The sequence below is a fragment of the Streptomyces flavofungini genome, from assembly GCF_014650815.1.
In the GTDB taxonomy this organism is placed as follows: Bacteria; Actinomycetota; Actinomycetes; order Streptomycetales; family Streptomycetaceae; genus Streptomyces; species Streptomyces flavofungini.
In genome coordinates this window covers 340,221-361,502 of sequence record NZ_BMVR01000002.1, presented here as the reverse complement: position 1 = coordinate 361,502, position 21,282 = coordinate 340,221, and the positions used below count along the sequence as shown (strand labels likewise).

General features: G+C 71.2%; 20 protein-coding genes. 10 read left to right on the top strand and 10 right to left on the bottom strand.

The features are described from left to right. Positions 1 to 33 precede the first annotated feature (33 nt). Genes IE274_RS05425 through IE274_RS05415 form a run of 3 tightly spaced genes read left to right on the top strand, consistent with a single transcriptional unit; the run spans position 34 to position 3,359 of the window. Complete coding sequence (locus IE274_RS05425) at positions 34 to 1,023, top strand: carbohydrate ABC transporter permease (protein WP_190114413.1); 990 nt, start codon at positions 34 to 36, stop codon at positions 1,021 to 1,023. Beyond that, positions 1,020 to 1,850 (top strand): carbohydrate ABC transporter permease, encoded by an 831-nt coding sequence (locus tag IE274_RS05420; RefSeq protein WP_190114412.1) that lies wholly within the window; start codon positions 1,020 to 1,022, stop codon positions 1,848 to 1,850. The genes IE274_RS05425 and IE274_RS05420 overlap by 4 nt, the downstream gene beginning before the upstream one ends. A 6-nt stretch (positions 1,851 to 1,856) precedes the next feature. Next, positions 1,857 to 3,359, top strand: coding sequence for a glycoside hydrolase family 3 protein (locus IE274_RS05415; protein ID WP_190114411.1), 1,503 nt, complete (start codon positions 1,857 to 1,859; stop codon positions 3,357 to 3,359). Between the two features lie 240 nt (positions 3,360 to 3,599). On the opposite strand, the gene nagB is transcribed toward IE274_RS05415, so the two are convergent. Further along, positions 3,600 to 4,385: a glucosamine-6-phosphate deaminase gene (nagB, locus tag IE274_RS05410; protein WP_190114410.1), complete on the bottom strand. Its 786-nt coding sequence runs from the start codon at positions 4,383 to 4,385 to the stop codon at positions 3,600 to 3,602. 838 nt (positions 4,386 to 5,223) lie between these two features. Between nagB and IE274_RS05405 the strand changes: the two genes are divergently transcribed. Beyond that, on the top strand, positions 5,224 to 6,294 hold the full coding sequence (locus tag IE274_RS05405) for an SIS domain-containing protein (RefSeq protein WP_190114409.1): 1,071 nt from the start codon (positions 5,224 to 5,226) through the stop codon (positions 6,292 to 6,294). A 94-nt stretch (positions 6,295 to 6,388) separates the two neighbouring features. Here IE274_RS05405 and IE274_RS05400 read toward each other — a convergent pair whose 3' ends face one another. Next, positions 6,389 to 7,225 (bottom strand): SDR family oxidoreductase, encoded by an 837-nt coding sequence (locus IE274_RS05400; protein ID WP_190114408.1) that lies wholly within the window; start codon positions 7,223 to 7,225, stop codon positions 6,389 to 6,391. 95 nt (positions 7,226 to 7,320) lie between these two features. Between IE274_RS05400 and IE274_RS05395 the strand changes: the two genes are divergently transcribed. Next, complete coding sequence (locus tag IE274_RS05395) at positions 7,321 to 7,917, top strand: TetR/AcrR family transcriptional regulator (RefSeq protein ID WP_190114407.1); 597 nt, start codon at positions 7,321 to 7,323, stop codon at positions 7,915 to 7,917. A 525-nt stretch (positions 7,918 to 8,442) separates the two neighbouring features. Then, positions 8,443 to 9,909: a sensor histidine kinase gene (locus tag IE274_RS05390; protein ID WP_190114739.1), complete on the top strand. Its 1,467-nt coding sequence runs from the start codon at positions 8,443 to 8,445 to the stop codon at positions 9,907 to 9,909. Between the two features lie 224 nt (positions 9,910 to 10,133). On the opposite strand, the gene IE274_RS05385 is transcribed toward IE274_RS05390, so the two are convergent. Together IE274_RS05385 and IE274_RS05380 are read right to left on the bottom strand one after the other, a co-directional pair. Beyond that, positions 10,134 to 10,391: a WhiB family transcriptional regulator gene (locus IE274_RS05385; RefSeq protein ID WP_016639615.1), complete on the bottom strand. Its 258-nt coding sequence runs from the start codon at positions 10,389 to 10,391 to the stop codon at positions 10,134 to 10,136. Positions 10,392 to 10,709: 318 nt separating this feature from the next. Continuing rightward, the gene (locus IE274_RS05380) at positions 10,710 to 11,678 is read right to left on the bottom strand and encodes a diacylglycerol/lipid kinase family protein (RefSeq protein WP_190114406.1); all 969 of its coding nucleotides are present in this window, start codon (positions 11,676 to 11,678) and stop codon (positions 10,710 to 10,712) included. Between the two features lie 102 nt (positions 11,679 to 11,780). Here IE274_RS05380 and IE274_RS05375 point away from each other — a divergent pair, with 102 nt between their 5' ends. Next, a complete protein-coding gene (locus IE274_RS05375; RefSeq protein WP_190114405.1) occupies positions 11,781 to 12,233 on the top strand; it encodes a hypothetical protein in 453 nt (150 codons plus the stop codon). 97 nt (positions 12,234 to 12,330) lie between these two features. Here IE274_RS05375 and IE274_RS05370 read toward each other — a convergent pair whose 3' ends face one another. The 3 genes from IE274_RS05370 to IE274_RS05360 form a co-directional block, all read right to left on the bottom strand. Beyond that, complete coding sequence (locus IE274_RS05370) at positions 12,331 to 13,497, bottom strand: RNA polymerase sigma factor SigF (protein WP_190114404.1); 1,167 nt, start codon at positions 13,495 to 13,497, stop codon at positions 12,331 to 12,333. Then, positions 13,494 to 13,907 carry an ATP-binding protein gene (locus tag IE274_RS05365; protein WP_030359877.1) on the bottom strand — a complete coding sequence of 138 codons (414 nt, stop codon included), beginning with the start codon at positions 13,905 to 13,907 and terminating at the stop codon, positions 13,494 to 13,496. Before IE274_RS05365 ends, IE274_RS05370 begins: the two co-directional genes overlap by 4 nt. Positions 13,908 to 14,151: 244 nt before the next feature. Further along, positions 14,152 to 14,412: a UBP-type zinc finger domain-containing protein gene (locus IE274_RS05360; protein ID WP_190114403.1), complete on the bottom strand. Its 261-nt coding sequence runs from the start codon at positions 14,410 to 14,412 to the stop codon at positions 14,152 to 14,154. 46 nt (positions 14,413 to 14,458) lie between these two features. On the opposite strand from IE274_RS05360, the gene IE274_RS05355 reads away from it, so the two are divergent. Further along, entirely contained in the window at positions 14,459 to 16,057 is a 1,599-nt protein-coding gene (locus tag IE274_RS05355) for a Na+/H+ antiporter (protein ID WP_190114402.1), read from the top strand. Between the two features lie 92 nt (positions 16,058 to 16,149). Here IE274_RS05355 and IE274_RS05350 read toward each other — a convergent pair whose 3' ends face one another. From IE274_RS05350 to IE274_RS05340, 3 genes are all read right to left on the bottom strand, one after another. Further along, positions 16,150 to 17,061 (bottom strand): 1-aminocyclopropane-1-carboxylate deaminase/D-cysteine desulfhydrase, encoded by a 912-nt coding sequence (locus IE274_RS05350; protein ID WP_190114401.1) that lies wholly within the window; start codon positions 17,059 to 17,061, stop codon positions 16,150 to 16,152. A gap of 98 nt (positions 17,062 to 17,159) precedes the next feature. After that, positions 17,160 to 17,753: an N-acetylmuramoyl-L-alanine amidase gene (locus IE274_RS05345; protein WP_190114400.1), complete on the bottom strand. Its 594-nt coding sequence runs from the start codon at positions 17,751 to 17,753 to the stop codon at positions 17,160 to 17,162. A 145-nt stretch (positions 17,754 to 17,898) separates the two neighbouring features. Further along, the gene (locus IE274_RS05340) at positions 17,899 to 18,132 is read right to left on the bottom strand and encodes a hypothetical protein (protein ID WP_190114399.1); all 234 of its coding nucleotides are present in this window, start codon (positions 18,130 to 18,132) and stop codon (positions 17,899 to 17,901) included. A 369-nt stretch (positions 18,133 to 18,501) separates the two neighbouring features. On the opposite strand from IE274_RS05340, the gene IE274_RS05335 reads away from it, so the two are divergent. Both IE274_RS05335 and IE274_RS05330 read left to right on the top strand, forming a co-directional pair. Then, complete coding sequence (locus IE274_RS05335; RefSeq protein WP_190114398.1) at positions 18,502 to 19,908, top strand: family 2B encapsulin nanocompartment shell protein; 1,407 nt, start codon at positions 18,502 to 18,504, stop codon at positions 19,906 to 19,908. Positions 19,909 to 20,038: 130 nt separating this feature from the next. Next, positions 20,039 to 21,115: a family 2 encapsulin nanocompartment cargo protein polyprenyl transferase gene (locus IE274_RS05330; RefSeq protein ID WP_190114397.1), complete on the top strand. Its 1,077-nt coding sequence runs from the start codon at positions 20,039 to 20,041 to the stop codon at positions 21,113 to 21,115. The last annotated feature ends 167 nt before the right edge of the window (positions 21,116 to 21,282 follow it).

The following is a 21,282-nucleotide window of genomic DNA, read 5'->3' as shown; positions in this document are numbered from 1 at the left end:
CGCTTCGCGTTGCCCACGAAAGAGATGGCGAGCATGACCGTGCAGAAGACCGAACGGCCGCCCTCCGGCCCGACGGAGGTGCAGACACCGGACGGCGGGACACGACCAGAAGGACCGCGCAGAAACCCAGGACGTCTCGCCGGCCTGACGCCCTATCTGCTCCTTGCCCCCGCGATCATCGCCACCCTGCTGCTGCTCGGCTGGCCGCTGGTCAACAACGGGATCCTGTCGTTCCAGAACCTCAACATGCGGCAGTTCATTCTGCACTTGACCGAGTGGAACGGATTCGACAACTACAAGGAGATCCTCACCGGCGAGGACTTCTGGCGGGTCACCGGCCGCTCGGTCGCCTTCACCGCCGCCAACGTCGTGCTGATCATGATCCTCGGCACGCTCGTGGGACTGCTGCTCGCGCGCCTCGGCCGCAGGATGCGCACGTTCCTCCTGATCGGCCTCGTGCTCGCCTGGGCGATGCCCGTCGTCGCGGCGACCACCGTCTACCAGTGGCTGTTCGCGCAGCGCTTCGGCGTCGTCAACTGGGTGCTCGCCAAGATCGGCTTCGAGTCGATGGCCGACCACGACTGGCTGGCCACGCAGTACTCGACCTTCTTCGTCGTCCTGCTCCTTATCGTCTGGATGTCCATCCCCTTCGTGGCGATCAATCTGTACGCCGCCACGACCACCATTCCCAAGGAGCTGTACGAGGCCGCGTCGCTGGACGGCGCAGGTGCCTGGAAGCAGTTCACCCAGGTCACGCTGCCGTATCTGCGGCCCTTCCTCTACGCCACGACGTTCCTGGAGATCATCTGGGTCTTCAAGGCGTTCGTGCAGGTCTTCACGCTCAACGAGGGCGGCCCCGACCGGCTCACCGAGATCCTTCCCGTCTACGCCTACATCGAGGGCATGGGCAACCAGCACTTCGGCATGGGTGCCGCGATCGCGCTGCTCACCATCGTCATCCTGCTGGCCATCACCTCGTTCTACCTGCGGATCGTGCTCAAGCAAGAGGAGGACGAGCTGTGAAGCGCTCGCTGATCGGCCGCCTGTGGCCCAACCTGGTCGCCGTCGTCATCTTCATCTTGTGCGTCTTCCCCGTGTACTGGATGTTCGCGACGGCCTTCAAGCCGACCGGCGACATCATCGCCGAGAACCCGGTCTGGTTCCCGACCGACGCCACCCTTGAGCACTTCAAGACGGCGATGGACGTCGACCACTTCTGGACCATGGTCGGCAACTCCCTCACCGTGACCGTCCTCGCGGTCCTCTTCTCCCTCATCATCGGCGTGACCGCGGCGTTCGCCCTCGCCCGGATGCGCTTCAAGGGACGGCGCGGCTTCATCATCGGCTTCATGCTCGCGCAGATGGCGCCGTGGGAAGTCATGGTCATCGCGATCTACATCATCGTGCGCGACGCGGACATGCTGAACAGCCTGATCCCGCTGACCCTCTTCTACATGGTGATGATCCTGCCCTTCACCCTCCTCACGCTGCGCGGCTTCGTCGCCGCCGTGCCCAGGGAGCTGGAGGAGTCCGCCATGGTCGACGGCTGCACGCGCATGCAGGCCTTCCGCCGGGTGATCCTGCCGCTCCTCGCGCCGGGCCTGATGTCGACCTCGCTCTTCGGCTTCATCACCGCCTGGAACGAGTTCCCGATGGCCCTCGTACTCAACAAGGAGGCGGACGCCAAGACCCTGCCGATCTGGCTGTCCAGCTTCCAGACCGCCTTCGGTGACGACTGGGGCGCCACCATGGCCGCGGCCTCGCTGTTCGCCATCCCGATCCTGATCCTCTTCGTCTTCCTCCAGCGCAGGGCCGTCGCCGGCCTGACCGACGGCGCCGTGAAGGGCTAACGCACCATGGCTTCCTCCTCCATCGCTTCCACGGGTACGCCGGACTCCCTCACGCGCGACGCCCTGACCGTCCTCCAGCCCGGCTTCGGCGGCACCACCGCCCCCGACTGGCTGCTCCGCCGCATCGGCGAGGGCCTCGCCTCCGTGGGCCTGTTCGGGCGCAACATCCAGACGCCCGAGCAAGTGGCCGCGCTCACCGCCCAGTTGCGGGCCGAGCGCGAGGACATCGTCGTCGCCATCGACGAGGAGAGCGGCGACGTCACCCGCCTGGAGGTGCGCACCGGCTCCTCCTTCCCCGGCAACCACGCGCTCGGCGCCGTGGACGACACCGCCCTCACCCGGGGCGTCGCCGCCGAGCTCGGCCGGCGCCTCGCGGACTGCGGGGTGACCTTCAACTGGGCGCCGTCCGCCGACGTCAACTCCGACCCCGGCAACCCGGTCATCGGCGTACGCTCCTTCGGCGCCGACCCGGACCTCGTCGCCCGGCACACCGCCGCCTACATCGAGGGCATGCAGTCCTCCGGTGTCGGCGCCTGCGCCAAGCACTTCCCCGGCCACGGCGACACCGCGGTCGACTCGCACCACGCGGTGCCGCACATCGACGTCGACGCGGACGTACTCGCCGCCCGCGAACTCGCCCCGTTCCGCGCCGCGATCGCCGCCGGAACCCGCGCGGTGATGAGCGCCCACATCAGCGTCCCGGCCCTCGACCCGGACAACCCCGGCACCCTGTCCCGCCGCATCCTCACCGACCTGCTCCGCGGCGAACTCGGCTTCGACGGCCTCATCGTCACCGACGGCATCGACATGCGGGCGATCGCCGGTACGTACGGCATGGAGCGCGGCACCGCCCTCGCCATCGCCGCGGGCTGCGACGCGATCTGCGTGGGCGGCGGCCCGCACGACGAGCTGACCGTGCTGCGGCTGCGGGACGCACTCGTCGCGGCGGTGCGCGCGGGCGAACTCCCGGAGGAGCGGCTCGCCGAGGCCGCCGCCCGGGTGCGCGCCCTCGCCGACTGGGCCTCGGCCTCGCGCGCCGCCGGTGCCGGGGGCGCGGCCGACCCCGAGATCGGCCTGCGCGCGGCCCGCCGCGCCCTGACGGTCACCCACACGGAGACCTACGCGGGCCCGCTCACGGACGCCCCTTACGTCGCCACCTTCGCCCCCGTGGCCAACATCGCCGTCGGCGACGAGACCCCGTGGGGCGTCGCCGCCGAGCTGACCCGCCGTCTGCCCGGCACGGAGACCGGCTCCTTCAGCGGCGCCGACGCGGGCGCGAAGGCCCTCGCGGCGGCCGGCTCCCGCCGTGTCGTCGCCGTCGTCCGCGACGCCCACCGCCACCCGTGGATGGCCGCCGCCGTCGACCACCTCCTCACCGCCCGCCCCGACACCGTCGTCGTCGAAATGGGCGTCCCCCAGTCCAAGCCCACCGGCTCCCTCCACATCGCCACGTACGGCGCCGCCCGGGTCTGCGGGCAGGCTGCGGCCGAGGTGCTTGTGGGGGTGTGACCTCCGAGGGCGGGGCTGACTGACGGGGGGCGGGGCTGGCGGGGGCGTGACGAGTCCGCCGTGTACGCCGTGTACGCCCCCAAGAGGTTTGTGCCCACTCGGCCTGCAGGGCGGTCCGGGGCGGCGCAAACCCACCCCGGCCCGCACTCGAAGGCCTAGCGTCACCGGTACCAACACGGCGCCGGGCGCCCCCGCCACTGGCGGGGGCGCCCGGCGCCGTGTCCGTACCCGTACGGAGGCCTAAAGCCCCTGCCACCCAGGCTTGTTGGCGAAGGTGTGCCGGAAGTAGTCCGCCAGCTTCAACTTGGACGCGGCCGCCTCGTCCACGATCACCGTGGCGTGCGGGTGCAACTGGAGCGCCGAGGCGGGGACGACGGAGGCCACCGGACCCTCGACCGTCGCGGCCACGGCGTCGGCCTTGCCCTCACCCGTGGCGAGCAGCACCAGGTGCCGTGCTTCCAGGATGGTGCCGATGCCCTGGGTGATGACGTGGTGCGGGACCTGCTCGATGTCGCCGTCGAAGAACCGCGCGTTGTCCACCCGGGTCTGCTCGGTCAGCGTCTTGATCCGCGTCCGCGAGGCCAGCGACGAGCAGGGCTCGTTGAACCCGATGTGCCCGTCCGTACCGATCCCCAGCAACTGCAGGTCGACACCGCCCGCCTCCGCCAACGCCCGGTCGTACGCCTCGCACGCGCCCTGCACGTCCGCCGCGCTGCCATCCGGCCCCATGAAGGCCGACTCGTCGAGCCCCAGCGGCGCCACGACCTCACGCAGCACCACCGAGCGATACGACTCCGGGTGCCCGACCGGCAGCCCCACATACTCGTCGAGCTGGCAGATCCTGGCCCGCGACGCGTCCACCTCACCCGCGCGGACCTTCGCCGCCAGCGCCTCGTAGATGGGCAGCGGGGTCGAGCCGGTGGCGACACCGAGCAGGGCGTCGGACTTGCGGCGCACCAGGGCGGCCATGGCCTCCGCGATGAGCTCGCCGCCTGCCTTGGCGTCCGGGACGATGACAACTTCCACGCTGGGCCTGCCGATCTGCTGTAGGGGAGGGGCGGGAGTGACGCTCGGAAGAGCGTGGTATAGACCAATCTAGCAGAGCCGCACCCCCCAGGTGCAGGGGTCGCACACCCACCCCTCCCACGACACCACCCCTTCCCCACCCGTACCCACACCCGCGCCCACCCGTCCATACTCCGACCTGCCCCCCGCACCCGCCCGCCGAGGCAGCCCTCCGCCTAGGCGCGGGGTCGCCCCCCGTCTAAGGGAGGGGTGGCCCCCTCCCGCCCAGGGACGAGGTGGGCTTCCTCCCGCCCAGGGACGAGGTGGGCTTCCTCCCGCCCAGGGACGAGGTGGGCCACCTCCCGTCGAGGGGCAGCGCCGTGCCCGCAGCCGTGGGGGTCCCCGCCCCGGCTCGCGAGCTGGTCGTGTCCCACGGGCTGTGGTGCCCCGCGCCGTGCCGCAGTTGCTGGGCCCACCCCGCGTCCCAGCCCGCGAGCTGTTCGTCCCGTGAGCTGTCGCGACCCGCGCCGTGCCGAGCCGTCGGGCTCACGCCGTGCGCACCGCAAGCTGTTCGCGTCCCACCAGCTGCTGTAACCCGCGCCGTGCCCACCGCCGCAGAACCGCACCGTGCCCGTAGCCCTCGTAGCTCTCGTAGCCCGGAGCCCGCAGAGCCGCCCCCCACCAAAGCCCGCAGAGCCGCGCCCCGCCCACCCAGCAGCCCCACGCTGCCCGCCGCCGGCCCCAGCCCTCCCCGACGCCGAGTCCGGCCCGCCCTGCACTTGGCCCCCGGCCCAGACCTGTCCAGCCTCCCCGTCCGGAGGGCAAGCGCTCCCGGCCAGTAGCAAGCACAGTGGGAGGCATGACTGTGATGTCGTCCTCCACTTACAGCGAGCAGCCCGGCCGCGTCATGTCCCGTGAGATGGCCGAACAGCCCGAGGTCCTGCGGCGGCTCCTCGGCGCCGGTGCCCCGAAGATCCGCGAGACCGCCCGGCAGGTGGCCGCGCGCCGCCCCCGCTTCGTCCTCCTCACCGCCCGCGGCACCTCCGACCACGCCGCCCTCTACGCCAAATACCTCCTCGAAGTCCGCCTCGGCCTGCCCTGCGGCCTCACCTCCATGTCCACCACCACGGCCTACGGCGCCAAGCCCGACCTCCGTGACGTCCTCGTCGTCACCGTGAGTCAGTCCGGCGGCTCGCCCGACCTTGTCGCCTCCACCCAGGCCGCCCGTGAGGCCGGAGCCATCACCCTGGCGGTCACCAACAACCCCGACTCCCCGCTCGCCGCGGTCTCCGAGCACCACATCGACATCCTCGCGGGGCCGGAGAAGGCCCTGCCGGCCACGAAGACCTATACGGCGTCCCTGCTCGCCCTCTACCTCTTCATCGAGGGGCTGCGCGACGGCGACGGCGCCGCCGCCGGACCGCTGCCCGACCTGGCCGCCGACCTCCTGGCCCGCCAACCGGAGATCCGGACCCTCGCCGCCCGTTACCGCTTCGCCGAACGCATGGTGATCACCTCGCGCGGCTACGGCTATCCCACGGCCAAGGAAGCAGCCCTGAAGCTGATGGAGACCAGCTACATCCCCGCCCTGGCCTACTCCGGCGCCGACCTCCTGCACGGCCCCCTCGCCATGGTCGACAACATCTCGCCGGTCATCGCCGTCGTACCGGACGGCAGGGGAGGGGAGGCGCTTCAGCCCGTCCTCGACCGGCTGCGCGGGCGCGGCGCCGACCTCGTGGTCATCGGGCCCAAGATCCAGGTCGAGCAGGCCTCCGCCGGGTTCGCCCTCCCGACGGACGGGGTCCCCGAGGAGGTCCAGCCCATCCTGGAGATCATCCCCCTCCAACTCCTCGCCTACGAGGTGACGATCGCCCGTGGCCAGGACCCGGACGCGCCGAGGGCTCTCGCCAAGGTGACGGAGACGAGGTGAGGGGGCGGGGTGAGGGGGTGGGGTGAGGGAGATGAGGTGACGGAGATGAGGTGATGGGGGGCGGGTCAGGGAGACGGGGTGGGGGAGGTGGGCGTCAGGTCAGCGAGCCGCCCGTCGCGTCCAGCCAGTGCCCCGTCACCCAGCGCCCGTCCTCCGAGGCGAGGAACGCGACCGCGTCGGCTATGTCCTGTGGCGTCCCGACCTTGCCCAGGGCCGACATGGCTGCCGCGCCCGCCCACGCCTGCTCGTTCTCCTCGCCGCGGAGCCAGGCGGCGTTGACGTCCGTGTCCACGATGCCCGGGGCCACCGAGTTGACCGTGATGCCGCGGGGGCCGAGCACCTTCGACAAGTTCTGCGTGAAGACGTCCAGGGCGCCCTTCGTCATGGCGTACGTCATGATCTGCGGCATCGCGGCGGCGCGGGAGAGGCCGGACGAGATGTTGATGACGCGCCCGCCGTCCCGCAGCCGCTCCGCGCCGAGCTGGGTGATGAAGAACGGTGCTTTGACGTTCACCGCGAACAGCCGGTCGTGCTCGTCCTCTTCCATCTCCGCGAACGCGTGCGACGTACCGATCCCGGCGTTGTTCACCAGGATGTCCAGGCCGTCCGCGTGCGCGTCGAACGCCGCCCACAGCGCGGCCGCGTCACCCGGCACGCCCAGCTCCACCCCGATCGCGAACGCGGAGCCGCCCGCCTGCTCGATCGCCGCGACTGTCTCCTTCGCGGCCACCTCATTGCTGCCGTAGTGCACGGCGACCCGCGCGCCGTCCTGGGCGAGCCGCTCGGCGATCCCGCGCCCGATGCCCCGGCTTCCGCCCGTGACCAGGGCGGTCTTGCCCGCGAGCCGCTTCGCCGGCGCCCCGCCTCCCGTGCTCTCCTCCGCCGCATCGGCGGTCCGCGTGGTGGTCGTCTTCTCCGTCAGCGCACCCATGGTCAGGCGCCCCCCAACTTTCTCTAGCGGTCGCTACATAAAAAACCGTACCGGATCGTGCCCCGCTTTTCTAGCGCCCGCTATAAAATTTCCCCATGGCGACGAAACAGCGAGGCAGGCCGCGCTCCTTCGACCGTGAGACGGCGCTGGAGAAGGCCTTGCGCCAGTTCTGGGAGCACGGGTACGAGGCGACGACCGTCGCCGACCTCACCCGCGAGATGGGCATCGGCGCCCCGAGCCTGTACGCGGCCTTCGGCGACAAGCGGACGCTCTTCGGGGAGGTCCTGGTGCGCTATGCGGGCTCGTACGGAGCCTTCGGCGGGCGCGCGCTGGCCGAGGAGCCGACCGCCCGCGCCGCGATGGAGCGCGTCCTGCGCGAGGCCGCCGACGCCTTCACCGAACCGGGCCACCCGCATGGCTGCCTCGTCATCCACGCGGCGACCAACTGCACCACGCCGGAGGTCGAGCAGACCCTGCGCGAGCAGCGCAACGCGAACGTCGCGACCTTCGCGTCCCGCATCCAGCAGGGGATCGACGCGGGCGAGATCGCCGTCGACGTCGGTGCCGAGGACCTCGCCCGGTATGTCGGCGCGGTGTTCCAGGGGCTGTCCCAGCAGTCCCGCGACGGCGCCACGAGGGAGGGCCTGCAGGCCGTGGTCGACCTGGCGATGCGGGCCTGGCCGGAGGCCTGAGCGGGCGCGGGTTGCGAGGTGGTCGGCGCGGGTCGCGAGGCGGTCGGGCGCGGGTTGCGAGGCCGTCGGGCAAGGCCTCCGTCCGGGCTCCCTGGCAGGCCTCAGCCCACCCTCGCCCGGTCTGGAGGAAGATCCGACAACAAACCCCGTCCCGCGCATAGACATGGGAGAATGGTCTAGTCCACAATGCGGGAGTAAAGCTCCGCTCTTCCCGCACAGAAGAGCGGCCGAGGAGCCGGTGCTCTCTGCCCTGACCGCGCCGGGCACTCCTCAATCGGTGGCCGGTACCGCACATTCTGGCTGCCGATGCACCTGAAGGGCCGCGGTGTTGGGGTCGGGTTGAGGGTCCCGCCCCGGCGCCGCTGCCCGACGGGGACCCGTGCCGGCATGGCGTACGGCCCCGTGCGGTGGCCCCGTACCGGGATCCCCGCAGCAAGCGCCCTGTGCCGGGCGCCCCGGCGGTCGCCGGGAGCCGAACCCCCGGACCTGCCCGGACCGCCAGGTACGCTCGCACACGTGCCCTCCATGAACGACCTCGTACGCCAGCACACGGCCCTCGGCGACTCCGACCTCGAGTGGCTGCACCTGCTGGTCTCGGAGTGGCAGCTGCTCTCCGACCTCTCCTTCGCCGACCTCGTGCTGTGGGTGCCCACGCGCGACGGCACGCGCTACGTCTCCGTGGCGCAGATGCGGCCCAACACCGGCCCGACGTCCTACCAGGACGACATGGTCGGCCACCTCGTCCCGCGCGGCCGCCGTCCGCTCCTCGACGCGGCCCTCGACGAGGGGCGCATCGTGCGCGAGGGTGACCCGGAGTGGCGCGAGGAGGTGCCGGTGCGGGTCGAGTCCATCCCCGTACGCAGGGAGGGACGCGTCCTCGGCGTCATCGCGCGCAACACCAACCTCCTTACGGTGCGCACCCCTTCGCGCCTCGAACTCACCTACCTCCAGTCGGCGTCCGACCTGGCGCAGATGATCGCCGCGGGATCGTTCCCGTTCGAGGGACAGCAGGTCGACATGGACGCCTCCCCGCGCGTGGGCGACGGACTGCTGCGCCTGGACGCGGACGGCGTCGTCCAGTACGCCTCACCGAACGCCCTCTCCGCGTACCACCGCCTCGGTCTCGCCGCCGACCTGGTGGGCCACCACCTGGGCAAGGCCACCGCCGAACTCGCCCCGTCCAGGGGCCCGGTGGACGAGGCCCTGACCAAGCTGGCCAGCGGCTGGGCGCCCCGCGAGTTCGAGATCGAGGGCGGCGACGGCGTGATCCAGCTCCGTGCCATCCCGCTCAAGCCCAAGGGGCCGCGCATCGGTTCGCTCGTGCTGCTGCGGGACGTCACCGAACTGCGCCGCCGCGAGCGCGAGTTGATCACCAAGGACGCCACCATCCGGGAGATCCACCACCGGGTGAAGAACAACCTCCAGACGGTCGCGGCCCTGCTGCGGCTCCAGGCGCGCCGCATCGACTCCGCTTCCGGCCGCGAGGCCCTGGAGGAGGCCGTGCGTCGCGTCGGCTCCATCGCCATCGTGCACGAGACGCTCTCCCAGAACCTGGACGAGCGCGTGGAGTTCGACGAGATCGCCGACCGCGTCCTCGCCATGGTCGCGGAGATCTCGCCGGGTACGGTCGCGGGCCGGCGCACGGGCCGCTTCGGCATTCTCGACGCCGAGGTCGCGACGCCGCTTTCGATGGTCCTCACGGAGATCCTGCAGAACGCCCTGGAGCACGGTTTCGCACAGGGGGACACCGGCACCGTCGAGGTCTCCGCGGTCCGCGGCGGCACCGCGAAGGACGCCCGGCTCCTGATCACCGTCCAGGACGACGGCGTCGGACTGCCCGACGACTTCGACCCGCATCGCTCGGGCAACCTGGGCCTGCAAATCGTACGCACCCTCGTCGAGGGCGAGCTCGGCGGAACGTTCGACATGGTCAAGGCGCCGGAGCGGGGGACCCGCGTCGTCCTGGACATTCCCGTACGCGGCGACAAGTAGCACTCGCACACAGCAAGATCAGCGCACGCACCAGGGCCAGTACCGCCGCACACAGCAAGAAGCCCCGGACCGTGTTGGTCCGGGGCTTCTTGCTCACGTTGCGATGCGCATCGGGGGTACTGCGCGGCTGCGGCTCGGGGGCGGGGGTTGCGTACGCGCTGTCTACGGAGTAATGCCGTCAGGCACACGCGCCGCCAAGCTAAGGCTCGTAAGGGGCGTGGGCGTCAGGCGCTGGCCTGGCGCGCCCGGTTGCGGGCGGCGCGGCGCTTCATCGCGCGGCGCTCGTCCTCGCTGAGGCCACCCCAGACGCCGGAGTCCTGGCCGGACTCGAGCGCCCACTGCAGGCACTGCTCCATGACGGGGCAGCGACGGCAGACGGCCTTGGCTTCCTCGATCTGCAGCAGCGCAGGACCGGTGTTGCCGATGGGGAAGAACAGCTCGGGGTCTTCCTCGCGGCAAACGGCGTTGTGACGCCAGTCCATGGCTGCTACCTCTCCTTGGTCTTACATGAAGATTGCTTGTGAATGTGAACGCTTTCACGAATCCCCCCGCACGGGAAGGGTCGACTCCCAGTTGCCTGGTGTGGACCTGTAGTGAGAGGAGGGGTTCTGGCTACCTGTGGAGGCCGATGTTGCGGGCCGTCCCGATCGCCATGTAGAGATTCGCAAACCTCGGCGGCGGATACAACCCCTTCAGGAAAGTTTTTTTTGATTCCTCGGTGTCGACTGAGTCACAGCCGTACTTCCATGGGGTGGAGCCTGGCCTAAACGTTCGAGTGAAAGGACTTTAGGCCCTTCCACTCACACAATCACACGCAGTGCACGGCGTACGCCTGTGAACGTCACGCTCGTCCGCAGCCCCAGGTGGTCACCGTCCATCTGGAGGGGGAGGGGTGCCTTCGAATGCAAGGTGAAGTCCGTCAGGTCGTGCAGCGAGACGGCGTTCTTCCCATGGGGCCCGCGATCGGGTGTCGACCGCAGCAACTGGGTGCCGTAGCGGGCCACCGAAGCGGTCGAAAGACGCTTGAGTCCCAGCACGTCCAGGCCCGTTTCGAAGGACGCCTTCGGGGACGCGTACAGAGGACGATTGCCCAGGTAGGACCAGGGGGACGTGTTGCAGACTATGGACATCACGAGGTCGGTCACCGGCTCCTCGCCGGCCCGCTCCAGCGTGATCGAGCCGTGCCTGCGGTCGCCCTCGCCGAGGAACTGGCGTACCACCTGGCGCACGTAAAGAGCGTGCGTCGAACGCTTGCCGCGCTCCCGGTGCTGTTCGACCCGACCGACCACTCCCGCGTCGAATCCCAGCCCGGCAGCGAACGTGAACCAGCGCGACGGCACCGCTTCATCGTCCGTCCCCGGGGTCCCGGAGACCCGGCCGAGGCTCACTGTGCGTTCACTTCCTTCACGCAACGCGTCCAGAAGGGCGCCGGTCGCCTCCACGGCGTCGTTCGGCAGACCCAGCGCGCGCGCGAAGACATTCGTCGAGCCCCCGGGGACGACGGCGAGGCGCGGCAGGTTCTCCGGAGAGGGGCCGTTGTGCAGCAGACCGTTGACGACCTCGTTGACCGTACCGTCGCCGCCGAGGGCCACGACCAGCTCGATGTCCTTGCTCTCCGCCGCCTGCCGACCCAGGTCGCGGGCGTGACCGCGGTACTCCGTAGTCACCGCTTCCAGCTTCATCTCGCTCGCGAGCGCATGGATCAGTACGTCACGTGTGCGCGCACTGGTGGTAGTAGCCGCCGGGTTGACCACGAGAAGTGCACGCATGCGCAGCAGACTACCTAGCGGTCTTTACCCGGCCCAGACCGAGGTCTGGCCTGAACCGCACCGATGTGCCGGTCCCCGGGCGCCCAGGGCTACCCTCGATGCGTGAGCACTGAGCCGAAGACCACCCCCGAAGCCCCCGCGTCGGGCCCCCGCCCCGGGCGCCTCACGGCCGCCGCGGCGCTCGCCGCGCTGGAGGGCCTGGCCCTCGTCGTCGGCGGTGCCTACATGCTCGTCATGGGGCTCGCGGGCGACCCCGACAACCCGCGCCAGGCGACGACGGGCGGCGTCACGCTGATCGTCCTCGCGCTGCTGCCGCTGCTCGCCGCCCGCGGCCTGCTGCGGCTGCGCCGCTGGGCGCGCGGGCCCGCGATCATCACGCAGATCATGGCGCTGCCCGTGGCCTGGCAGCTCCTCCAGGCCGACAGCGTGCTGATCCCCGGCGGCATCGCGCTCGCCGCGGTCGCGGTCGCGACGCTGGTGCTGCTGATCCACCCCGCCACCACCGAGGCGCTCGGCATCGGCGGGCCCGGCAACGTACAAGAGGGCAGCAAGTAGCCGTACGACCGGTACGCGCGGTCTGCGGACGCCACTGGGGGCGGCGAGGACATCCTCGCCGCCCCCAGTGGCGTCGCTGTGCGGCCGTGCGGCCCCCTCACTCCTCCACGAGGAGCTTCTCGCGCAGTTGCGCCAGGGTGCGTGCGAGCAGCCGGGAGACGTGCATCTGGGAGATGCCGACCTCCTGGGCGATCTGCGACTGCGTCATGTTCCCGAAGAACCGCAGCAGCAGGATGCGCTTCTCGCGCGGCGGCAGATCCTCGAGGAGCGGCTTGAGGGACTCGCGGTACTCGACGCCCTCCAGGGCCTCGTCCTCGGCGCCGAGGGTGTCCGCGACGGCCGGTGACTCGTCGTCGGTGTCAGGGACGTCGAGGGACAGCGTGGAGTACGCGTTCGCCGACTCCAGGCCCTCCAGGACCTCCTCTTCGGAGATCGCCAGTTTCTCGGCCAGCTCGTGCACGGTCGGGGAACGGCCGTGCAACTGCGACAGCTCGGCCGTGGCCGTCGTCAGCGCCAGGCGCAGCTCCTGCAGGCGCCGCGGCACGCGGACCGCCCAGCCCTTGTCACGGAAGTGGCGCTTGATCTCACCGACGACCGTCGGGGTGGCGTACGTGGAGAACTCGACGCCGCGGTCCGGGTCGAACCGGTCCACCGACTTGATGAGGCCGATCGTGGCGACCTGGGTCAGGTCGTCCAGGGGCTCGCCGCGGTTGCGGAAGCGGCGGGCCAGGTGCTCCACGAGCGGCAGGTGCATGCGGACCAGCTGATTGCGCAGCTCCGCGTACTCCGGGCTGCCGTTCTGCAGGGCGCGCAGCTCGATGAACTTCGCCCGCGCGCCGCTGCGGTCCTGTGGATCGTGCCGGCTGTGCTGCTCGTGCTCGCTCATCGTCCCGCCCGTCACCCGCCGCCGCCCTTCTGGGGACTCGCCCCCAGTGCTGGACGCCCGGGGCGACCCCCTGCGTGCGGCGCCTGCTTGGTCCTGTCGCCCGCCCGGGCCGGACTGCTCGTCGATCCCGTCCCCGGCGGTCGGCTCTGCCTGCTCTCGCGCGGCGGCCGTCCCGGCCGCCGCGCGCTGGCCCGCCTGCTCCGGGTCCTGAGGGTGCGGCCTGGCCTGCTGCTCGGGGATGCCGCCCGGGGCAGGCCCCGGCTCCACCGGACCGCGCCCGGAGGCCGGACGTGTGCCGCCCCTGCCGCGGGCGGGCAGACCGTGTGTGCCACGTGTGCCGCGCTCTTCGTCCCGCACCGGCCCGTCCCCGTTCCTCACGCCGGCCCGGGTCCCGCGCCGCGCTGTTTGTAGAGGCTGATCGAAACGGTTTTGTCGTCGGCTACCGAGGAGTTGACCTTGCCCGCGAGGGCCGAAAGGACAGTCCATGCGAAGGTGTCGCGCTCCGGGGCGCGGCCGTCCGTGGTGGGCGCCGAGACGGTCACCTCCAGGGAGTCGTCGACGAGCCGGAAGACGCAGCTGAGCACGGAACCGGGCACGGCCTGCTGGAGCAGGATCGCGCACGCCTCGTCGACAGCGATGCGGAGGTCCTCGATCTCGTCCAGGGTGAAGTCCAAGCGCGCCGCGAGGCCGGCCGTGGCCGTACGCAGCACCGACAGGTAGGCACCCGCAGCCGGAAGGCGGACCTCCACGAAGTCCTGATTCCCGGGCTCGCCTGCGATCTGGGACACCCTCACCTCCAAGGTGGTACAAGCACTTTCGGGGCTCCGGCCGTCGCGCCGCGGCGGTCCGGACTGCGTCACACGGGTGACGCACCACGTTTTTCAGCGGTGACGCTACCGCGCTGCCCAGTTCCGTGTCCCGGGGCCCCACCCCGTTGCTGTCACTCATAGTAAGCCTACGGGTACGGACAGTGGCTAGGGGTTTCGCGGACCCAATTGGAAAGAGCGAGCGTCGGGTTGACGTACCCAGGCCTCAGACGATCGAACCGTCGACAAAGCACCAACGCCAGTTCTCGCCGGGCTCGAAGGTCCGCATCACCGGATGCCCGGTCTCCTTGAAGTGCACCGTCGCGTGCCGGAACGGCGACGAGTCGCAGCAGCCCACGTGCCCGCAGCTCAGGCACAGCCGTAGCTGCACGGGGTGACTGCCGGCCGCGAGGCACTCCAGGCACGTTTCGCTCAAGGGTGCCGGTTCGGGGTGGGGCAGCGCGCTGACGTGCGAGCACTCGTTCATGATGGCCAGGTTACGACGGGAGAGCGGACCGCGGAGGGCCTTGCCGATGGACGTACTGCCCCTGGTGGCGCTGATTGCCGCGAGTGCCGCGATCGCGGGCGCCGCGCGCCGGACCCCGGTCCCCGCACCGCTGCTCCTGGTGGGCGTGGGCCTGATCGCCGCGTACGTCCCCGGCGTGCCGGAGTACCACCTCGACCCGCACGTGGTGCTGCCGCTGATCCTGCCGCCGCTGCTGCACACGGCCGCCCTGGAGAGCTCGTATCTGGACCTGAGAGCCAATGTGCGGCCCGTCGCGCTCCTGTCCGTCGGTTACGTTCTGTTCGCGACCCTGGTCGTCGGCTGGCTCGCATATCTGCTGATCCCCGATCTCCCCCTGACCGCCGCGCTCGTCCTGGGGGCGGTGATCGCGCCGCCGGACGCCGTGGCGGCCACCGCCATCGCGCGCCGCGTGGGACTGCCCTCGCGCATCACGACGATCCTCCAGGGCGAGTCCCTGGTGAACGACGCCACCGCGATCACCGCCTACAAGGTGGCGCTCGCGGCGGCCGTCGGCGAGGGCGCGAGCTGGGGCGGCGGCATCCGGGAGTTCCTGGTGGCCGCTGTCGGCGGGATCGGGGTGGGGCTGATCCTGATGGTGCCGATCCACTGGCTGCGCACCCACCTGAAGGAGTCGCTGCTGCAGAACACGCTGTCGCTCCTCATCCCCTTCGTCGCGTACGCCGCCGCCGAGCAGTTCCACGCTTCCGGAGTGCTCGCCGTGGTCGTGGTGGCCCTCTACTTGGGGCACCGCTCCTGGCAGGTCGACTTCGAGACGCGGCTCCAGGAGGCCGCGGTCTGGAAGGTCGTGGGCTTCCTCCTGGAGTCGGCGGTCTTCGCGCTCATCGGCTTGCAGCTGCCCGTGGTGCTCGGGGAACTCGGGGAGTACAGCGTCGGGCAGGCGATCTGGTACGCCGTCGCGGTGTTCGTGTGCGTCGTGGCGGTGCGCTTCGTGTGGTCGTATCCGGCGACCTATCTGCCGCGCGTGCTGTCGGCGCGGATCCGCGAGCGCGAGGGCGACATGGACTGGCGGCGGCCGCTGATCGTGAGCTGGGCGGGGATGCGCGGCGTGGTGTCCCTGGCGATCGCGTTCTCCATTCCGTTGATGACGGACGACGACGAGCCGTTCCCGGGCCGCAACCTCGTGCTCTTCCTGACCTTCACGACCGTCATCGGGACGCTGGTGGTCCAGGGGCTGTCACTGCCGTGGCTGATCCGGGTCCTGAAGGTGCCAGGGCGGGACGCACAGGCGCAGACGCTGGCCGAGGCGCAGGCGCAGAACGCCGCCTCGCAGGCCGCGGAGGCCCGGCTGCGGGAGCTGATGGAGGACGAGCGGAACCGGCTGCCAGGGCCCCTTGAGGACCGTCTGCGCACCGTTCTCGAACGGCGCCGCAACTCGGTGTGGGAGCGGCTCGGCCAGTCCAACCCCGTCACGGGCGAGTCCGCGGACGGGACCTACCGCAGGCTCACGCGCGAGGCGATCGCCGCGGAGCGCGAGGTGTTCGTACGGATGCGGGACGAGCGGCGCATCGACGACGAGCTGTTGCGGACGCTGCTGCGCAAGCTGGACCTGGAGGAGGCGGCGGCCCACCGGGAGATCGAGGACTGAGCCGGGGGGCGCTGGATGGCGGGCCGGGGCTGAGTGGGCCGGGCGGACCGGGCGAGCAAGGGGGCCGGGGGGGGCGGGAGGCCGCGGGCAGGTCAGGCGGATGGCGTGCCGGTGATGACCGCCGTAACCGTCGTCCCCGGGGCGAAAGCGCCCTCTTCGGAGAGCACGGTCAGCGCGTACAGCAGCTTGGCCACGTAGACGCGCTCTACGGGGACCCCGTGTCGCTGCTCGAAGTCGTCGGCGAAGGCGGTGAGTTCGGCGGTGGTGCGAGCGTAGCCGCCGCAGTGGAAGCGGTCGTCGAGGGACCAGTTGGTGCCGGGGACGCCGAAGGCGGCGCGCTGCAGGCCCGCTATCTCAGGCCCCAGGAAGCCGCCCTTCAGGACGGGTATGCCGAGCGCGCGCTGGCCGGGGCCGAGGCCCGCTGCCAGGCCCGCGAGGGTGCCGCCGGTGCCGCAGGCGACGGCCGCGACGTCGGTGCGGCCGCGCAGCTCCGCGCCGAGGGCCACGCAGCCCTGGACGGCGAGCGCGTTGCTGCCGCCTTCGGGGATGACATACGCGTCCTCGGCGGCCGTCGCCCGCTGGAGCCCGGTCAGGACCGCGGGATCCGCCTTCTGCCGGTACATCGATCTGTCGACGAAGTGCAGCCGCATGCCGTCCGCCGCGCACTGGGCGAGGGACGTGTTCAGGGGGCGGTCGGCCAGTTCGTCGCCGCGGACCACGCCGACCGTGGCGAAGCCCAGCAGGCGGCCCGCCGCGGCGGTGGCCCGCAGGTGGTTGGAGTAGGCGCCGCCGAAGGTGAGCAGTGTGCGGTGGCCCGCCGCCCGCGCCTGCTCCAGGTTGAGGGCGAGCTTGCGGTACTTGTTGCCGGGCAGGTCCGGGTGTATCAGGTCGTCGCGCTTGAGGAGCAGGCGGACGTCGCGGGCCTCGAAACGGGGGTCCATGACCGGCTGCAGCGGGGTGGGGAGCCGGGGTCGCAGGGCGGAGGTGGGCGGGGTGGCGGGCACCCCGCCATTCTCCCTCGTGGTGGGCGGTCTGGGCTGGTGGAGGCGTGGATGGGGGGATAACCGGCTGAGACCGGTCGACACCGGCCGTGGTGGCTGGTTCAGCCCTTCAGCCGCTCTCCGATCCGGTCCCGCATCGCGTCCATCGTGAACCCCTTGGGGTCGATCTTGCCGGGCTGCCACTCCAGGTGGCCGATGACGGAGCGCTCGGTCCAGCCGTGGTGACGGCAGACGGCGGCCGAGACCCTTTCGATGGCGTCCAACTGCTCGTCGGTCCAGGGGTCCTCGCCGTCACCCAGGTTCTCGCACTCGAAGCCGTAGAAGTGCCGGTTGCCGTCGGTGTTGGCCTCGTTGTCCGGCGGGAGCCGCTTCTCCGCGATGACGGCTCGCAGCACGTCGTCGTCGCCGAGGCCGGCGTGGTTGGCGCGGCCGTAGCCGACGAGGTGGACGCGGCCGTCCTTGGTGATGACGCCGTGGCAGAGCGGGCCGGGCAGGGTGGAGTGACCGTCGCGGCACAGGCGCACGGTCAGCTCGCTGCCGGAGGTGACGGTGTGGTGGATCATCACGCCGTGCACCGGGCCCCAGGGGCCCACATGATTGCGGTTGTGCTCGCGCCAGTTGCCGACTTCGACGACCGTGACGCCTTCGTCCCGAAGCAAGTCCAGGAACCTGTTCGCGGACATGGGTGGGGCCATGACCACCTCCTTTGCGGGCGCGACGGTCGCTGGTCGCGATCCGCCTCGTACGCTGCTTGTACCGGAACCGCCGGCGCCCGAACCATCTGTTCGGGCGCCGTGCGAGTCGATCCGGTCAGCCGGAGGGCTGGTCGGTGGGGGTGTGTCAGGCGCGCAGGAAGCCGTCGCCGTGGGTCGCGATGTGCGCCTCGAGGGCGGCGAGTGCCTGCTGGGTGGCGTCCGGGGTGCCGCTGCCGCGTCGCTCCGCGTAGTACGCCGCGCCGAGCTGCTTGAGCAGGTCGTTGCCCGCCCGCTGCGCCTGCACGTCGTCCAGCTTCTGCTTGCCCTGGTTGAGACCCTGCTGCACCTGTTCTCTGGCGCGGTCCAGGAAGCCTGCCATGTCGCTTCTCCCGATGGTTCGGTGCTGATGGTGCGTACGCTGCGCTCGCTCTTGTGAACGAACGCACGGATCTTGGAGTTCCCCTTCGCCCCGTCGCCGTACCCGGTGGGCGCCCGCGTCAGCCGGTCGGCCCGCACGCCAGGGGTTGGCTGAAACCATTCGCCTTGGCGGCTGATATTCCGCTTCTGCGGCCGCGCGGAGCCGCGCCGCAGCGGCCCTTGGACGAACGTACGAGGGATCGGGCCTGGTAAACGGCAACGTGCCCGGTCCACCTCGATCCATTCCCGCTCGTTTGTGTAATGGCGCCCGTACTCACCGTGCTGGAAGGGTTGCGAGCCAGGTCAGCGCATGATTGGGAGGGCATTGTCCATGTCGGTAGGCGAAGAGATCCGTTCGGAGCAGGACCAGCCGCAGCAGAGTCTCGGCACATCCGCCGCGCGGAATCTGGCCACCACCACCAAGTCCGCGCCGCAGATGCAGGAGATCAGCTCCCGCTGGCTGCTGCGGATGCTGCCCTGGGTGCAGGTGCAGGGCGGTACGTACCGCGTGAACCGCAGGACGAGCTACTCGGTAGGGGACGGCCGGGTCACGTTCGTCAAGACGGGAGACCGCGTCGAGGTGATCCCTGCCGAGCTCGGGGAACTGCCGGTCCTGCGGGACTTCGAGGACCAGGAGGTGCTCAGCGAACTGGCGCGCCGCTGCCAGCAGCGCGAGTTCGAGGCCGGCGGGGTGCTCACGTCGTTCGGGAACCAGGCGGACGAGGTGTTCCTCCTCGCCCACGGCCGCGCAGAGAAGATCGGCACGGGTCCCTACGGCGACGACACCGTCCTCGGCACGCTCGCCGACGGCGCGTACTTCGGCGACCAGGCCCTCATCGACCCGGAGACCATCTGGGAGTACACGGTGCGCGCGGTGACGGCCTGCACGGTCCTCACGCTCCCGCGCCAGGACCTGGAGCAGGTCGCGGAGCGCTCCGAGAGCCTGCGCGCCCACCTCGACCGGCTGCGTGCCATCCCCGTCCAGCGCACCAACAACTACGGAGAGGCCGCCATCGACCTCTCCTCGGGCCACGTGGGCGAAGCTGTCCTGCCGGGCACCTATGTGGACTACGAGTCGCGGCCGCGTGAGTACGAACTGAGCGTCGCCCAGACCGTGCTGCGCATCCACACGCGCGTGGCCGACCTCTACAACCAGCCGATGAACCAGACCGAGCAGCAACTGCGGCTGACCGTGGAGGCCCTGAAGGAGCGCCAGGAGCACGAGCTCATCAACAACCGAGAGTTCGGACTGCTCAACAACTGCGAGTACGACCAGCGCCTGCAGCCGCACGACGGCGTGCCGAGCCCCGACGACATGGACGAACTGCTCACCCGCAGGCGCGGATCGAAGCTGTTCCTCGCCCACCCGCGCGCGATCGCCGCGTTCGGCCGCGAGTGCAACAAGCGCGGGCTGGTCCCCGAGACCATCGAGGTGTCCGGCAACCGCATCCCCACCTGGCGCGGCGTGCCGATCTTCCCGTGCAACAAGATCCCGGTGACCGAGGAGCGGACGTCCTCGATCATCTGCATGCGTACGGGCGAGGACGAGCAGGGCGTCGTCGGACTGCACCAGGCGGGCATCCCGGACGAGATCGAGCCGAGCCTGTCCGTCCGCTTCATGGGCATCAGCGACCAGGCGATCATCTCCTACCTGGTGTCGACGTACTACTCCGCGGCCGTCCTGGTACCGGACGCCCTCGGCATCCTGGAGAACGTCGAGATCGGCCGGTGGAGGTGAGGCGACGCCCCGTCGTCGCGGGTGGCGGGCCGTCGCCCGTGCCCATGGGAACGCAGACGGGTAGACCTCTGGCGTACGCGCCCGCAGGTCCAGGATCCGCCACCGTCCGCCGCCCCGCCGGAGTGAGTCCATGACGGACACCACGGACATGACGGAATGCGCGCCCCGCCCCCGCGGGCAGGTCCTCGGGGAGGGGTACGAGGCCGCGGAGATCCTGACGTCGGCGCGGCTGTGCGTCGACCCGGAGCTGCGCGCGGCGGTCGAGTCGCTGCCCGGTTCGTTGCGCCGCATCGCGCTGTACCACTTCGGATGGGAACACGCCGACGGGACGCCCGCGGCCGGGAACGTGGGCAAGGCCATCAGGCCCGCCCTCGTCCTGGCCGCGGTGCGGGCCCTCGGCGGGGACCCGCTGAGCGCTGTCAGGGCGGCCGCAGCCGTGGAGCTGACGCACAACTTCACGCTGCTCCACGACGACGTCATGGACCGCGACGCGACTCGTAGGCACCGCCCCACCGCGTGGACCGTGTTCGGCGACTCCGACGCGATCCTCGCCGGGGACGCCCTGCAGGCACTGGCACAGCGGCTGCTCGCCGAGGACCCCCACCCGGGGGCCCCGGCGGCGGCCGCCCGCCTGGCCGCGTGCGTCGTCGAGCTCTGCGCCGGGCAGCAGGCCGACCGCGCCCTGGAGAGCCGGGGCCCGGACGAGGTCTCGCTCACGGAGTGCCTGGCCGCGGCCGAGGCCAAGACCGGCGCGCTCCTCGGGTGCGCCTGCGCGATCGGCGCGGTGTACGCGGGGGCGGGGGCCGACGAGGTGGAGGCGCTTGACGGGTTCGGGCGGCAGGCCGGGCTCGCTTTCCAGCTCATCGATGACGTGATCGGCATCTGGGGGGATCCCACGCGCACCGGCAAGCCCGCGCGCGCGGACCTCGCCGCCCGCAGGAAGTCGCTGCCGGTGGTCGCCGCGCTGGCCTCCGGCACGCCCGAAGGCGCGGCACTCGCCGGGCTGTACGGCCGAGGGTCGGACCAGGGCGACCTGGACCGGATGGCCCGCGCCGTGGAGGGCGCCGGGGGCCGGGACTGGGCGCAGCTCCACGCGGCGGACCGGATGTCGCGGGCGCTCGGGGAACTGGCCCGGGCGGTGCCCGACCCGGAGCGTGCGGGTGGCCTGCTGGCGCTCGCGGAGTTCGTCACACGCCGGTCGCACTGACCGTCCGAGGGCTTCCCGGCGGGGCGTGAGAGGGGGCGCTCCGCCGGGGAGCCGGCGGTCGTCTTGGGGCAGCCGGTGGTGCGGGAGGGGGTGGGGCGCTGCCGGTCGGCGTGCGGTCATCGGCCGTACGCCGACCGGCTCGCCATGCGCTGACGGGCGGGTCGGCC

Coding starts and splice junctions, on each gene's coding strand:
- IE274_RS05425 (WP_190114413.1), top strand. CDS start 34: ATGACCGTGCAGAAGACCGAACGGCCGCCCTCCGGCCCGACGGAGGTG.
- IE274_RS05415 (WP_190114411.1), top strand. CDS start 1,857: ATGGCTTCCTCCTCCATCGCTTCCACGGGTACGCCGGACTCCCTCACG.
- IE274_RS05405 (WP_190114409.1), top strand. CDS start 5,224: ATGACTGTGATGTCGTCCTCCACTTACAGCGAGCAGCCCGGCCGCGTC.
- IE274_RS05400 (WP_190114408.1), bottom strand. CDS start 7,225: ATGGGTGCGCTGACGGAGAAGACGACCACCACGCGGACCGCCGATGCG.
- IE274_RS05395 (WP_190114407.1), top strand. CDS start 7,321: ATGGCGACGAAACAGCGAGGCAGGCCGCGCTCCTTCGACCGTGAGACG.
- IE274_RS05390 (WP_190114739.1), top strand. CDS start 8,443: ATGAACGACCTCGTACGCCAGCACACGGCCCTCGGCGACTCCGACCTC.
- IE274_RS05385 (WP_016639615.1), bottom strand. CDS start 10,391: ATGGACTGGCGTCACAACGCCGTTTGCCGCGAGGAAGACCCCGAGCTG.
- IE274_RS05380 (WP_190114406.1), bottom strand. CDS start 11,678: ATGCGTGCACTTCTCGTGGTCAACCCGGCGGCTACTACCACCAGTGCG.
- IE274_RS05360 (WP_190114403.1), bottom strand. CDS start 14,412: ATGAACGAGTGCTCGCACGTCAGCGCGCTGCCCCACCCCGAACCGGCA.
- IE274_RS05355 (WP_190114402.1), top strand. CDS start 14,459: ATGGACGTACTGCCCCTGGTGGCGCTGATTGCCGCGAGTGCCGCGATC.
- IE274_RS05345 (WP_190114400.1), bottom strand. CDS start 17,753: ATGGCCCCACCCATGTCCGCGAACAGGTTCCTGGACTTGCTTCGGGAC.
- IE274_RS05340 (WP_190114399.1), bottom strand. CDS start 18,132: ATGGCAGGCTTCCTGGACCGCGCCAGAGAACAGGTGCAGCAGGGTCTC.
- IE274_RS05335 (WP_190114398.1), top strand. CDS start 18,502: ATGTCGGTAGGCGAAGAGATCCGTTCGGAGCAGGACCAGCCGCAGCAG.
- IE274_RS05330 (WP_190114397.1), top strand. CDS start 20,039: ATGACGGACACCACGGACATGACGGAATGCGCGCCCCGCCCCCGCGGG.